The 13,685-nt window shown below is 73.4% G+C and carries 9 protein-coding genes and 1 pseudogene; 8 read left to right on the top strand and 2 right to left on the bottom strand.

The features are described from left to right. Positions 1-21 precede the first annotated feature (21 nt). The 4 genes and pseudogenes from QC283_RS22385 to QC283_RS22400 all read left to right on the top strand — a co-directional run. Positions 22-1,062, top strand: a complete 1,041-nt coding sequence (locus QC283_RS22385) for an amidohydrolase family protein (RefSeq protein WP_279563554.1) — start codon at positions 22-24, stop codon at positions 1,060-1,062. Positions 1,063-1,066: 4 nt separating this feature from the next. Then, positions 1,067-1,999: a VOC family protein gene (locus tag QC283_RS22390; RefSeq protein WP_279563411.1), complete on the top strand. Its 933-nt coding sequence runs from the start codon at positions 1,067-1,069 to the stop codon at positions 1,997-1,999. A 130-nt stretch (positions 2,000-2,129) separates the two neighbouring features. Then, positions 2,130-3,101: a fumarylacetoacetate hydrolase family protein gene (locus QC283_RS22395; protein WP_279563412.1), complete on the top strand. Its 972-nt coding sequence runs from the start codon at positions 2,130-2,132 to the stop codon at positions 3,099-3,101. Continuing rightward, positions 3,098-3,310 (top strand): annotated as a pseudogene (locus tag QC283_RS22400) (3-oxoacyl-ACP reductase); the annotation flags it as partial. The gene QC283_RS22395 and the pseudogene QC283_RS22400, both read left to right, overlap by 4 nt. A gap of 291 nt (positions 3,311-3,601) precedes the next feature. On the opposite strand, the gene QC283_RS22405 reads toward QC283_RS22400, so the two are convergent. After that, positions 3,602-4,015 carry an SgcJ/EcaC family oxidoreductase gene (locus QC283_RS22405; protein WP_279563413.1) on the bottom strand — a complete coding sequence of 138 codons (414 nt, stop codon included), beginning with the start codon at positions 4,013-4,015 and terminating at the stop codon, positions 3,602-3,604. Between the two features lie 34 nt (positions 4,016-4,049). Continuing rightward, positions 4,050-4,799, bottom strand: coding sequence for a YqjF family protein (locus QC283_RS22410; protein ID WP_279563414.1), 750 nt, complete (start codon positions 4,797-4,799; stop codon positions 4,050-4,052). Between the two features lie 237 nt (positions 4,800-5,036). On the opposite strand from QC283_RS22410, the gene QC283_RS22415 reads away from it, so the two are divergent. From QC283_RS22415 to QC283_RS22430, 4 genes are all read left to right on the top strand, one after another. After that, entirely contained in the window at positions 5,037-6,122 is a 1,086-nt protein-coding gene (locus tag QC283_RS22415) for a DNA polymerase III subunit beta family protein (RefSeq protein ID WP_279563415.1), read from the top strand. A gap of 148 nt (positions 6,123-6,270) precedes the next feature. Beyond that, positions 6,271-7,125: a DUF4132 domain-containing protein gene (locus QC283_RS22420; protein WP_279563416.1), complete on the top strand. Its 855-nt coding sequence runs from the start codon at positions 6,271-6,273 to the stop codon at positions 7,123-7,125. A 5-nt stretch (positions 7,126-7,130) separates the two neighbouring features. After that, on the top strand, positions 7,131-12,443 hold the full coding sequence (locus QC283_RS22425; RefSeq protein WP_279563555.1) for a hypothetical protein: 5,313 nt from the start codon (positions 7,131-7,133) through the stop codon (positions 12,441-12,443). Positions 12,444-12,510: 67 nt separating this feature from the next. Next, entirely contained in the window at positions 12,511-13,680 is a 1,170-nt protein-coding gene (locus tag QC283_RS22430; protein ID WP_279563417.1) for an ATP-binding protein, read from the top strand. Positions 13,681-13,685 lie beyond the last annotated feature (5 nt).

The following is a 13,685-nucleotide window of genomic DNA, read 5'->3' on the forward strand; positions in this document are numbered from 1 at the left end:
GCCATGACCGCTGCGACCGCCATGACCGAGGCCACCGAGGCCACCGAGGCCACCGAGGCCACCGAGGCCCGGCCTACCGTGGACGTGCACGCACACGTCCTGCTGCCCGAGATCGACGCACTCGTGGCCCACCTGCCCGGGCACGCCGAGGCCCGGGCACTCGACGCCCGGCGCAACGGCCCCGCCTCCCTCGCCGTCAACGGGCCCATGGTCCGCGAACGCGTCCCCAGGATGACCGACCCCAGCGTGCGCCTGGCCGCGATGGACGCGCAGGGCGTGGACGTGCAACTGGTCAGTCCCTCGCCCTCCCACTACCACTACTGGGCGGACGAGGAGACGGCCGAGAAGGTGTATCTCCTCGCCAACGAGGCGACGGCCGCGCACTGTTCCGCCGCCCCCGACCGGCTGCGCGGCCTCGGACTCGTACCCCTCCAGCACCCGGACCAGGCGGTACCCGCCCTGGAGCACGCTCTGGAGCAGGGGCTGGTGGGCGTGGAGATCTCCAGTCACGCCCCCGGCCGGGAGCTGTCCGACCCGGCGTACGAGCCCTTCTGGTCCCGGGCCGAAGAGAGCGGCGCGATCGTCTTCCTCCACCCCTTCGGATGCACGCTCGACGAGCGCCTGGACCAGTGGTACCTGTCCAACACGGTCGGCCAGCCCACCGAGAACGCCGTCGCCCTCTCCCACCTCATCTTCTCCGGGGTCCTCGACCGCCACCCCGGGCTGAAGGTGATCGCGGCGCACGGCGGTGGCTACCTGCCCACCCACATCGGCCGCTCCGACCACGCCTGGGCGGCCCGCTCCGACGCGGGCGCCGGCTGCACACACCCGCCCAGCAGCTACCTCGAGCGGCTGTACTTCGACTCGCTCGTCCACGACCCGCACGTACTGCGGGAGTTGGTCCGGGCCGCCGGAGCGGACCGAGTCCTGCTCGGCTCGGACTTCCCCTTCGACATGGGCACCGAGGACCCGCTCGGCGCCCTGCGCGCCGCACAGCTGCCCGAGGCCGACTTCCACGCCGTCCGCGGCGGCAACGCGGCGGCCCTCCTCCGAAAGGACTGACACCATGCGCCTGCTCACCCACCTGCGGCACGTCGACCTCGCCGTGCCCGACTACGACAAGCAACTCGACTTCTACTCCGGCGTCTGGGGTCTCACCAAAGTCTCCGAGGACTCCGGCATCTCCTTCCTGGCCGCCGAGGGCTCCCCCGAGCAGTACGTCGTCCGGCTCCGCAAGGCCGAGGAGAAGCGCCTCGACCTCGTCTCCTACGGTGCCGCCAACGCCGCCGACGTCGACACCCTCGCCGAGCGGCTGCTCGCGGGCGGCGTGCAGCTGATCAGCCGGCCCGGCAAGGTCGACACCCCCGGCGGCGGCTACGGCTTCCGCTTCTTCGACGTCGACGGACGCACCATCGAGGTCTCCGCCGACGTCGAGGTCCGCCGGCACCGCAAGATCGAGGAGAAGGAGTCCATCCCGGTCAAGCTCTCCCACGTCGTCCTCAACTCCCCCGACCTGAACCGCACCCGCGAGTGGTACGAGCGCCACCTCGGCTTCGCCCTCTCCGACACGCTCAGCTCGCCGCACATGGGCGAGGTCATGCACTTCATGCGGATCAGCAACCAGCACCACTCCATGGCCATCGCGCAGGGCCCGCACACCGCCCTGCACCACGTCTCCTTCGAGATGCGCGGCATCGACGAGTACATGCGCGGTTCCGGACGTGTCATCCGGGCGGGCTTCAAGAAGATCTGGGGCCCGGGCCGGCACATGGCGGGCGACAACACGTTCACGTACTTCCTCGACCCGCACGGCAACACGGTGGAGTACACCACCGAGCTGGAGAACCTGGACGAGGACACCTGGCACCCCCACGTCTACGACTTCTCCCAGCCCGAGGTCACCGACCAGTGGGGCACCGCCAATCCCATGAACGAACTGGTCGCCAAGGAGTCCTTCAACGACCCCGACCGCGGCGTGTTCGTCGCCCCGCCGGTCTGATCCTCCCTCCCGTCCGCCGGGGGCGCGGCGCCGGTGTCCACGCCCTGGCCCACACCGTCGCGTCCCCGGTCCCGTGCGCCGGGATCCGTCTACCGCCTGTTCCCGGCCGCCCCGCCTCTGGAGCCGCACCATGCGTTTCGCCGCTTACGAACACCGACACCGCCGGCGGGTGGCCGTCGTGGAGGACGACGGCACCCTCTTCCCACTGCCGGGCGTCTCCTCGCTGTCCGCACTGCTGACGGAGACCGACGGCCTGCCCGGGCTGCTCGCCGCCGGCCGGCAGGCGCTCGGCGTTCCGCCCGGCCCGCACGTCTCCAGGGTTCGGCCGCTGCCCCCGCTCCGGCCCGCCTCGGTACGGGACTTCGTCACCTTCGAGGAGCATGTCGAAGGCGTACGCCGCTCCGTCGACGGCGTCGCCGGTGTCCCCGAGCAGTGGTACGCGGCGCCAGCCTTCTACTTCACCAACCCGCACGCGGTCTACGGTCACCGGGACGACATCCCGGTGCCGCCCGGCTCGGCCGTGCTGGACTTCGAGCTGGAGGTGGGCGCGGTGATCGGGCGGGAGGGCCGCGACCTCACTCCCGAGCAGGCCCGCGACCACATCGTCGGCTACACCGTGTTCAACGACTGGTCGGCGCGAGACCTTCAGGGCGCGGAGATGAAGGTCGGCCTCGGTCCCTGCAAGGGCAAGGACACCGCGACCGCCCTCGGCCCGTATCTCGTCACCGCCGACGAACTGGAGCGGCACCGGGACGCCGACGGGTTCCTGCGCCTGGCCCTGACCGCCGAGGTCAACGGCGAGAAGGTCGGTGAGGACCTGCTGTCCAACATGAGCTGGACCTTCGAGGAGATGACCGCCTACGCCTCCCGCGGCACCCGCGTCGTACCGGGTGACGTCCTCGGCTCCGGCACCTGCGGCAACGGCGGCTGCCTCGCCGAACTGTGGGGCCTGCGCGGAGAGCGGACTCCTCCGCCGCTGAAGCCCGGCGACACCGTGTCCCTCACGGTGGAGGGCATCGGCACCCTGACGAACACCGTCGTCCCCGGCTCCGATCCGGTACCCCTGCCGACGGGCCGGCGTCGCAGCCGGGAGCGGCCGTGAGCGACCCGCGTTCCAAGAGGCTGCTCGGCAAGGTCGTCGTGGTCACGGGCGCCGCCCGCGGCCAGGGCGCCGCCGAGGCCGAGGCCCTCACCCGCGAGGGGGCCCGCGTCATCGCCACCGACATCGAACCCGCGGACGGCGGTCGCCGCCTCGACGTCACCGACGGCGACGACCGGGCGGCACTGGCCGCCGAGTTGAAGGACACGTACTTCAATCCGCTCGCCGCCATGGCCGGACGCGTCACGGTCGCCGAGGTCGAGGACGGCCTGGCCCTCGTCGAGACCGCTCCGGGCGTCACCGTCGAGGACATCACCGAGCGCCCGGCCGCCCCCTCCTTCTCCTTCAGGACGGCGTAGCAACCGGCACGCGCCGGACAGCGTGACGAGGCCCGTTCGCCGGGGACGGGGGTGCGGCCGTCGGGGAGGGCAGCGATCCCGTCGTGGATGCCGGCGGCCCGGGCCGCGCGCATCAGTTCGCCGTCCTGGTCCGCACGACCATCCTCAGCCGCCGCGGACCTCGGTGTTCTGGCCGGCGTGCAACAGCCAGCTCCCGTCATCCTGCCTGGTCATGACGTACAGCGGAGCACCCTCGGTGTCGCCCTCGGCCGAGTGGTACACCTGCCGGACCTTGACGGCCGCGACGTCGGGCCGCAGAAACCGGGTGTGCACCACCTCGTAGGTGACGTCGCCGTCCCAGGCGGCGTCGGGGAGCACGGCACGGGTGAACTCGGCGATCTCGTCGAAGCCGAGGAGGACCTTGCCGTGGGCGGTCGTCCAGAGCGCGTCGGGGTGGAAGAGAGCGAGGAACCCCTCGGCGTCCCTGGCGCGCTGGGTGCGCTCGACGGTGGCCACGACCTGCTCGATGGCCTTGATGTCTGCGGCGTCGGCCCTGTTGTCCGCGGTATCGGTGTTCATGCGGATCAGCCTGCTTCCTCAAGCGCGCTCGAGGTCAAGGGCCGGGGCGCGCGGAGCGGGCCGGACGGCCGAGACGGACCGGGACTCCGGGTGAGTACAGGACGCTGACGGGGGCTTCGGTGGGGGCCGGGATCCCGGCGCTCGCCACCAGGTTCTCGTCGCAGGTGACGAGCTCGGCGCGGTACAGCGGCCAGCGGGGATGGTGGTTGGGCAGATACGCCGCACCGCCGAAGAACGCGTTGTGCATGCCCCAGCGGGCGGTCAGGAAGTGCTCCAGTCCGGTGGGTTCGTGGATGCGTTCGCCGGGCCGTACGGTGATGCGGCTGTACGCGCCGCGCGGGCCGGGCCAGCGGCGGGAACTGGTGTAGGTCACGGTGTCGCCGACGGTGCGGACGGTCATGCGGGACCACAGGTAGGGCAGCCGGAAGCCGAAGCGGCCCATCACCACCGGCATCAGCCGCGAGGCGTCCATCGACCGGAAGACGACACCGCGCCGCCCGTGCGCGTCGACCGAGTACAGCCGCACGTTGGTCTCCGGAAAGGAGCCGAAGTACGGCACGCCGGGCAGCCCCAGCCAGCCGACCCGGTGCATCCGGAAGGCGACGAGCCCGACGTACGTGAGTCCGTCGTGCGTGTCGGGGACGGCTCCGCGCGGCATGAGCCCCGCCACGGCGGCGGGCGCCACGGCCCAGTGGATGAACGCGAGGTCGAGCCACTCCTGGGTGAGGAGCGGCGTCCGTATGGTCACGGGGGCGTCGGGCGTGACGGCGGTGGGCTTCTGCACGCCGCAAGAATGGCAGACGGCGGGCGCGCGCTGGGCCAGGGTGCGGTGGGCCGGGGTGGGGTAGGCCGGGAAGGGGTGGGCCGGGGTGAGGTGGGCCGGGGTGCTGCGTGGGGCCGCTCGCCGGTCGAGACGGGTCGGGGTGGGGGGGCACTCCGCAGGACCGCTCGCCGGCCCGGGCGGGCCATGATTGACCCTCGACCTGGTCAAGGGCTCAGGGTTGCGGACGTGGAGAGCGAGATGCGCAGCATTGGGGAGATGGCCCGCGACAGCGGACTGGGCGTGAGTGCCCTGCGGTTCTACGACCGGGCCGGGGTGCTGGTCCCCGCCTGGGTAGATCCGGTGAGTGGCTACCGCTGGTACGCCTCCGAGCAGCTCGACGAGGCCCGGCTGCTCGCCCGGCTGCGGCGGGCCGGTATGCCGCTGGCGGACATCCGGCTGGTCCTGGCCGGCTGGTCCAGTGCGGACACGGACCTGGTCCGCGGGCTCCTCCAGGCGCACCTGCGCCGTCTCGAACTGGGGCTGGCCGATGCCCGCAGCGAGTTCTCCACGCTCCGAGCGCTACTCGACCACAGGGAGAATCCCATGACCGCGGCACCGCGCACCGACACCGTCCGACTGTCCGTCTCCGCGCCCGACCTGGCCTCCGCGCTGGACTCGGTCCGCTTCGCCACCGGCGGCGACCCCGAACTGCCCATGCTCGGCGGAGTCCTGTTCGACCTGGAGGGGGAATCGCTCCACCTCGTGGCCACCGACCGGTACCGGCTGGCCGTCGCGCGGACGAGTACCGCCGGACACGGCGGGCCGCGCGTACAGGTCATCGTGCCCGTCCCGCTGGCCGACGCGATGCGCGCGCTGCTGAGCGGCGACGAGTCCGTCGCCCTGGCCGTGGACGGCGACCGTGTGACGCTGGAGGCCGGAGACCGTCAGACGGCCGGGCAGTGCCTCGCCTACGACTTCCCGGACTACCGTCGACTCGTCCAGCTGCCCTCCGGGCGGCCGGCTCACGTCGACGTGCCCGCGTTCCTCGAGGCTCTGGAGTCCGGCCCCGTCCGCGCGAGCGGGGTGCGCGAGCAGGACGGTGCGTCCCACGAACTCAGTGTGCTCAGGGTGACCGACGACGGCACGGTGACCGTCTGCGCGGACGGTGACGACGGTCCGGACAACGTCGCCGTCAACCGCGGGTTCCTGCTGGACGCGCTCGCCGCCGGAGACCGGAACCGGCTGATCCTGGAGTTCGGCGCCCCCACGGCCCCCCTCGCGGTCCGCCGGCCGGACGACGAGACGGCCTTCTCCCTGCTGATGCCGGTCCGCATGGACGACTGACGCCGGACGACCGCCGGCGGGGCGGGGCAGTCGTCCCCGGCCGTGCCCGCCCACACGCCCGCTCCCGCCCGTCCCCTGCCCCCGCCGCATTGTCAGTGGGCTGGCCTAGAGTTTCAGCACTTGATCACTGCGGTGCGGGGAGGCACTCATGGGGTGGGTGACGGCCGGGGACTACGAAGTGGCTCTGGACGACGGGAAGGTGGTGTGCCGCAACGCCGCCGGACGACGGCTCAAGTCGGTACCGGCCAAACTCGCGGACGATCCCGCCGTGGTCGGTCTTCGACAGCTCACCGAGTGGCTGGAGCGGCACGAACGCCAGTGCCTGACCGACGTGGAGCGGTGGATGGTGCGGTCCCTGCCCGTCCCCCTCGCCGTGCTCACCCGGGTATGGCCCGACCCGGCCTGGCGGTCCGCCCTGCGCGACCTTGTCGTCACCGGCGCCGACGGCGAGGTCGCCGGGTTTCTGCGGGACGCCGACCCCGTACGCGGCCTCGGTCTCGTCGACCTCGACGGAGACACCGTGCGCATCGCCCCCGACCTGGTCCGTCTTCCGCATCCCGTGCTCCTCGAAGACCTCGAGGAGCTACGGGAGTTCGCCGTCGAGCTCGACGTCGAGCAGCGCGCCCAGCAGCTCTTCCGCGAGGTATGGCACCGCCCCGCCGCGCTCGACGCCGACAGCACCTCGGTCGAGGAGTACGCGGGCGGCGCCTTCAAGGAACAGCGTTTCCTGCACGGGCGGGTCACCCAGCTCGGTTACCGCGTGCGCGGCGGGTACGCCGTCTGCTCCGTACGGGAGGGGGAGCAAGGCGTCGAGGCTCGCGTCTGGGTCGGCGACTATGACGGCTACGCGGAGACGGAGACCGGTCCCCTGATGTGGACCGACAGCGCCGGACGCGTGCTGAAGCTCGGCCGGATCGGGCCGGTGGCCTGGTCGGAGGGTATGCGCATGGCGGCCGCGCTGTACGCCGGGCGCGACATCGAGGACGAGGAGCGGGCGGCGTGAGCACCATGAACGGGACCACCGTGACAACCGACGGAACGACCGCGCCGGGCGGGGTCACCACCACACCCGCCGAGGGCACCACCACACCGACCGGAGGCGCCGCCCGAGACGGCGCCGCACGCGGCACTCGTGGGGCCACCGTCTACGACGACACCACCGCCGCCGCCCTGCTCGACGCCGGCGCGCTCCTGCCATGGGGCAGTACCGGCCGGGAGGACGCCGACACCCTCACCGTCCGCACCTACACCCATGCCGCACTGGGCGACCGCAGCGTCGTCCGGCTGGTGCCGGGCACCCTCGGCGGGGCCGAGGACCTCGCCCTGGACTTCCTGGGCCTCGTGCGCGACGCGGAGACACCCGAGGTCGGGCAGGTCAAGCGGGAGACCCTCGGCTTCCCCGCCTGGGCACTGGTCAACGACCCGGCCAACGGACATCACGCGCTGGCCCTGGTCAAGGACGTCGAGCGGCTCACACGGCAGGCGAAGTCCCGCCCCGGCACCGCCAAGGAGGGCTTCGAGGCACTCGGTGAACGGCTCGGCCGGGCGGTGCCGCACTTCCTGCCCACCTTCTACGAGCAAGCCGCCCGCATCTTCCTCCAGTACGACAACACCACCTACGCCGCCGCCTTCTTCGGCAAGGCCCGCGACGCCGAGCGGGTGCACGCGCTCGCCGTCGACGAGGAGCGACAGCGCGCCGTTTTCCTGGAGTTCGCGTTCGCCGGGGCGCTGACGGTCAAGGCGCTCAAGCAGCATGTGAAGGATCTCGCCGGCCGGCTGGACGCCGCCGAGGCATGGGACCAGTTCCGGCAGCTGGCGGTGGAGCGCTGCGCGGCCGGTATGCCGCCGTACGCGTCGCTGCCGCAGGACGCGCGGACGCTGATCAAGGCGGCCGGGCTGCCCCGGGTCGACACGGAGTGCGACCTGGTCGCCGATCTGGTCGCCTCTCCCGCCGCCGTCCGGGCGCCCGCCTCCTTCTGGACCGCCTACCGGGCCGTCCTGCCCGTCCTCGCCGGCCGACGACCGGCTGTACGGACCCGGTTGCTGGAGATCATGCCTGCCGGGCTGGACCACGACCTGGCGAGCGACGACTTCTGGCTGACGCTGCTGGCCGAGTGCGCCGCCGACCGGTTGCTGACCGGCGAGGCCGGGTGCGCACAGGACGCCGACGGCGCGGACGGGGCCGACGGGGCCGACGGGGCCGACGCCGCGGACGGGCCCGGCACCGCGGCGGACGGTGTCGACGCGGCGGACTGGCTCAGCCGTTGGGCAGCCCACCGCAAGCACGGGGCTACGGTATGCGGCACCTCACCGGCCACCCTCGACCTGGTGACCCGGATGGCGCCCCGGCTGCGCGCCGACGGACGGCCCGTCGACCTGTTCACCGGACGCCGGCACGCGGGCGCCGACATCGGCCTGCTGGACCTCTGCGTGGCAAAGGACATCCCCCTCGTCCTGCCGGACCCCGGCACCGAGGTCCATCTAGGACTGGACCGCTGGGCGCGGGACACCCGGCCCGAGCGGCGAGATCTGGCCGCCGTCGCGGCTGATCCGCGTCTGCGTCCCCTGCTGCTGCGGGCCGTCGGTGCCGTGGGCCAGGATCACCAGTCGGGCGAGGTACTGGAGCACCTCGCCGACCATCCCGTGCTGACGGACGTGCTGCGCGAATGGCTGGACGGCGCGGTCGGGCAACTCACCGACGCCGTGGGTCTGCCCGGAGCCCGCGAGGCACTGCACCGGCTGGGCCCTTTCCGGGCGGTGGCTCCCCGGGCCAACCCGGAAGCGGTCGCCCGCGCCGCCGGGTACGAGACGGCTCCGCTGCTCGGGCGCACCCTGCGGGCCGGCATCCTCGACGAGCTGGGCTGGCCCGCACTCGAGGACGCGCTGCGGCTGCTCGACGGCGGGACACGCAAGGACCGCGACGACACGCTGATCGTCGACGAGGCCTGGCCCTGCCTGATCCTGAGCCGCGGTCAGCAGGCGGTCGTCGTCGGCCCGGACGGGGTTGTGCTCGAACACGACCTGCGGCTCCCGGCCGATCTGGACCGCTGGCAGCGCCCGCGGTTCCGCTACACCGACGGGGAGCTGCTCGTGGTGTGGTGGCAGGAGGGCAGGCAGCACGGCTACTGGTCCACCCGGCCGTCCGAGGTGGTCACGCTCACCGGTGAACAGATCTCCCACCGGTGGCGCAACGACAGCGCCGGCGCACCGTCCCTTCCGCTGCCCGGCGGCGGACGGGCCACCGGCGGGCGCACCCTGCACGCCGGTGACACCGTCCTGCCCGCGAGCCGTCGCGTCATCGGGGACGGCACGTTGTACTGGCGAGAGGGCAGGCAGGGCCGGCAGCAGGTGTGGCTGGAGTACGACCCGGCGACCGGCACCCACGGGCGCGCTTCCCTGCCCGCCTTCCTGCGGTCCGGCATCAGGGACGACGCGACGCTGCTGCAGGGCCAGTGCGAGGTGCTGCCCCTGCAACCAGGCCTGGAGCGGAGCCCGTTCGGCACGGACGGCACCGTTCTGGGCCGCTGGGTGCGTGCCGGGGACGAGGCCGGCGAGACCCTGACGACCACCGGGACACCCGACGGCCGCACCGTCACGCTGCGGGCTTCCGAGCACGGCGGCGCCGTCGTGCCGCTCGGTGCGCTGCGGCTGCCCGGGGGCGCCGCACCCGTGGTGGCCCGGGAGTGGCGTCGGATCGCCCTGTTCGCGCAGGGCGACGGTACCGACGCGGGCCTGCTCGGTCAGGTGACACCGAACCAACGGGGCGGGGAGTTCGCCGCGGGCACCCCGCTCGTACCGCCGGTCGCCTTCTGGCACGCCCTGCGTCCCCGTGACGAACGTGCGTCGGCCGTGCTGCGCGCCCTCACCGACGAGCGGGCGGCCGAGCTGGTGCGCGACGCCGCGCGGGCGCTGACCGAGCGCCAGGCGCTGGTGAGGGCGGCGGCCGAGGGCATCGACGAGGGAGCCAGTGGTCCGGCCGGTGGGGCCGGGGGCCCAGGTGGTGGGGCCGGGGGCCGGGGTGGTGCGACCGGGGGGCCGGACGGCGCGAGCGCCGACGGCAAGCCCCCCGTGCCGACCGCAGAGGAGGTCGTACGGCAAGCCGTGTCCCGGTCACTGCCCGGCCTCACCGACGAGCGGCTCCTCACCGGCGTGGCGGCCCTGGTCCGCACGACACTCCAGATCACCGACTCGGTCACCAGGTTCGTCACGTCACCCGTCGAGCAGGCGAAGCCGGAGCTGAAGCGGGTCGAGGGCATGTTCGCGGACTACCGCCCGGAGCACGGTGACGACCACACCTTGCGCACGGCCACCGACGGCCTGGCCAATCTGTGGGGGGCCTGGGGCGGCAACAGCCAGTGGACCGCGCTCCGGCAGATCCGCGCCGTGAACCACGTGCTCTCGGGGAAGCCCGCCGACGGCAGGCAGTTGCCCGATCACGTCCGCCGCGCCGCACTCGGTGACGGGTGGCAGAACGACGAGTACACCGTCCCCCGCATCGACATGGTCTGGCCGTCCCTCCTGACCGTGCTGCGACCGCTGGCCTACCGGGCCGCCGCACCGACCGTGCCGGATGCCGAACGCGAGGCACTGCTCCTTCTGTTCGAGGCGCTCGTCGAAGGGCCGCTCGCCGATCCGGGGGACGCCCTGCGGGAGATCGTGCTGGGTGAGCCGCTGGACAAGCGCAAGCGGCACGGCAATCAGGAGCGCGCGGGACAGGTGCTGCGGCGGGGCGACCGGACCGTGGTCGTCCTCGGCCGCAGGGACGTCGACTACGGCCGCGACCGCGTCAACTGGCTCGCTCTCGACCACGATCCGACGGGTGCGTTCGGTGCCGTCGCGCACTTCACTCTCGGGAAGGAGACCCGGCACACCTCCGCGTTCCCGGCCGACGGGCTCGCCGCCGTCATCCGGCTGATCCGGGACAAGGGAGCCGCGCCCTGGTATCCCGAGGCACCCGGCGCGCTCGCCGCGGCGACGCACGCGGGCCTGGGTCCGCTCCAGGCCGCGGTGCTGCTCGCCGGGCAGCCGGAGCAGCCCGGCGGCGACGCGCTCGCCGTGACCGGGCTCAAGCAGCGTCAGCTGAACGCGGGCAGGGGCATGCTGAACTCGCTCCCCGCCGCCGACCGGGAGGCGCTCGTCGGCGCCCTGCTGCCCGACGACCCCGCCGAGTTGTGGACGACAGGGCCCGACACGGGCGCCGCGGGCCGGGTGTGGGCCGAGCGTCTCGGTTCCCTCGTCCGCGTGCCCGAGGATCTGGCGCCCGCTCTCGACGGCCTGCCGACCGCCTCCGCCCAGGACGTCCTCAATCCGGCACGCACCGCCTGGCTCAGCCGCACGACGGTCCAGCGGCCCGACAAGGACGGCCGCCTGGTCGCGGAGGATCCCGCCGCGGTGCCCGGATGCCACCACCTGACCGGTGCGGTCGCCGCCCTCGCCTCGCTCGCCTACGCCCTGCCCTACGGGCACCCCCTGCGCGCGGCCCTGCCCAAGGGCCTGGCCGCGCTGCGCCGCCGCGTCGCCGACCCGGGGCTACTGCTCGGCCTGGACGTCGAGTGGACGGAGAAGGGTGGAACCACGGCCGCCGAGCTGCGCAAGGCGTACGGACTGCCCGCCACCGGAGGCGCCGACTCTGACGGCACCACGTGGGTCGGTGAGGCGCTCGCACTACGCCCCTGGCACAGCGACAGGGAGACCGTGCTGGTGCGCCCGGCGGGCCTCACCGGCCCGGACGACGCCGTGTTCGGGCTCCTCGAAGGGCTGGTGGGTGCCTCCCACGCCACCGGGCTCCGGGCCCTGCGGTCCGTCCTCGGTGACGAACTCGACCGGGCCCTCACCGCCGGCCTCGATCCCGAAGGGCCCTCCGGGCCCGCCCAGGACCCCACAGTCTGCGTACCGGCACTCGTCACCGAGGTCGCCGCGGCCCACGGTCTCGGCGAGGACGCGGCGACGCTCTATCTGCAACTGCTCGCCCTGCCCGACCCGACGGACCGCAACTGCGCCCGCTGGACCGGCTGGAAGCCCGCCCGGCTGAAGAAGGCCCGGGCCGAACTCGCCGCGACGAAGCTGGTCGTGGAGGCCAAGCGGCCCCGGGCCGGCCGCTCCCTCTTCCTTCCCTGCGGCTGGCGCGACCTCAAGACGCCCGCCCTGCCGGTGGAGACGTGGAAGGAGAACCTCTACCCCGTCAGCGAGAGGATCCGCGCCGTTCCGCTCCTCCCGGTGCCCGAACTGTTCGCCCACGCCTGGGGCCGGGTGCGGGCCGGAGAAGCGCCCGGCTACGAGGAGCTCACCACCCGCGCCACGCGGAAGGGCCGTCGGCGGTGACCCGAAGGCGAGTCCACCCGGCGCCCCCACCCCTGACCACTGCCCGAGCCCACCGGAAGATCCGTCGATGACCACCACCCTCTCCCCCGACCACACCCGTCAGATCGTGCCGCCCGAGGAGCGGTACGCCACCGAACTGGCCTTCCTCGCCGCCTACGACGACGGGCCCCGCCCGCCGGCCTGGCGGCTCACGCCCCGGGCCGTCGTCACCTTCGTCATGGGCAGCGACGGCCGGGCGCTGCGGTTGCCCGAGGACGCCGAGGCGCCCGAGGGCGTACCGCGCCGTCTGGTGGTGGAGGGCAAGTTCGTCGGCGACCGGGCGCTGGTCGAGCGGTGCGTCGTCACCCTCGCCGGAGAGCGCGGGCTGCTGCTCGTCGGCGAGCCGGGCACCGCCAAGTCCATGCTGTCCGAGCTGCTGTCGGCAGCCGTGTGCGGTACCAGCGGCCTGGTGGTCCAGGGCACGGCGGGCACGACCGAGGACCAGCTGAAGTACGGCTGGAACTACGCCCTGCTGCTGGCCCAGGGACCCAGCCGCAAGGCACTTGTGCCCTCCCCGGTCCTGACCGCGATGGGCCGGGGAGGCATCGCCCGCGTCGAGGAGGTGACCCGCTGTCTGCCGGAGGTGCAGGACGCCCTGGTCTCCCTGCTCTCCGAGCGGCGCATCGCCGTCCCCGAGCTCTCGGGCACCGACGACTCGCTGGCGCACGCCACGCCCGGCTTCAACCTCATCGCCACCGCCAACCTGCGCGACAAGGGCGTCTCCGAGATGTCCGCCGCGCTCAAACGCCGCTTCAACTTCGAGACGGTCGGCCCCATCCCGGACCTCGACGCCGAGACGGCGCTGGTCCGCAGCCAGGCGCGGGCCTGCGTCGAACGGGCCGGCGCGCCGTTCCAGGTCGACGAGGCCGTCCTGGAGGCTCTCGTCGTCGCCTTCCGCGACCTGCGCGAGGGCCGTTCCGCGGAGGGCTGGGAGGTCGAGCGGCCGTCCACCGTGATGAGCACCGCGGAAGCCGTGTCCGTCGCGGGCGCGCTCGGGCTGGCCGCGGCGTACTTCCCGGGCGACCGCGACGTACTGGGGCTGCTCCCGGGGCATCTCCTCGGCGTGGTCCGCAAGGACGACCCGGCCGACGCGGCGCGACTGCGGGGCTACTGGGACGGTCCGGTCCGGCGCCGCGCCGAGCAGGGTTCGGCCACCTGGCGCACCCTGTGGGACCTGCGCACGGTCCTGGAGGGCTGACGTCC

The organism is Streptomyces sp. DH41 (assembly GCF_029813785.1).
Classification (GTDB): domain Bacteria; phylum Actinomycetota; class Actinomycetes; order Streptomycetales; family Streptomycetaceae; genus Streptomyces.

Bases quoted from the DNA above. Each gene is read 5' to 3' on its own strand.
- QC283_RS22420 (WP_279563416.1), top strand. From the start codon at position 6,271: ATGGGGTGGGTGACGGCCGGGGACTACGAAGTGGCTCTGGACGACGGG.
- QC283_RS22395 (WP_279563412.1), top strand. From the start codon at position 2,130: ATGCGTTTCGCCGCTTACGAACACCGACACCGCCGGCGGGTGGCCGTC.
- QC283_RS22405 (WP_279563413.1), bottom strand. From the start codon at position 4,015: ATGAACACCGATACCGCGGACAACAGGGCCGACGCCGCAGACATCAAG.
- QC283_RS22415 (WP_279563415.1), top strand. From the start codon at position 5,037: ATGCGCAGCATTGGGGAGATGGCCCGCGACAGCGGACTGGGCGTGAGT.
- QC283_RS22425 (WP_279563555.1), top strand. From the start codon at position 7,131: ATGAACGGGACCACCGTGACAACCGACGGAACGACCGCGCCGGGCGGG.
- QC283_RS22430 (WP_279563417.1), top strand. From the start codon at position 12,511: ATGACCACCACCCTCTCCCCCGACCACACCCGTCAGATCGTGCCGCCC.
- QC283_RS22385 (WP_279563554.1), top strand. From the start codon at position 22: ATGACCGAGGCCACCGAGGCCACCGAGGCCACCGAGGCCACCGAGGCC.
- QC283_RS22390 (WP_279563411.1), top strand. From the start codon at position 1,067: ATGCGCCTGCTCACCCACCTGCGGCACGTCGACCTCGCCGTGCCCGAC.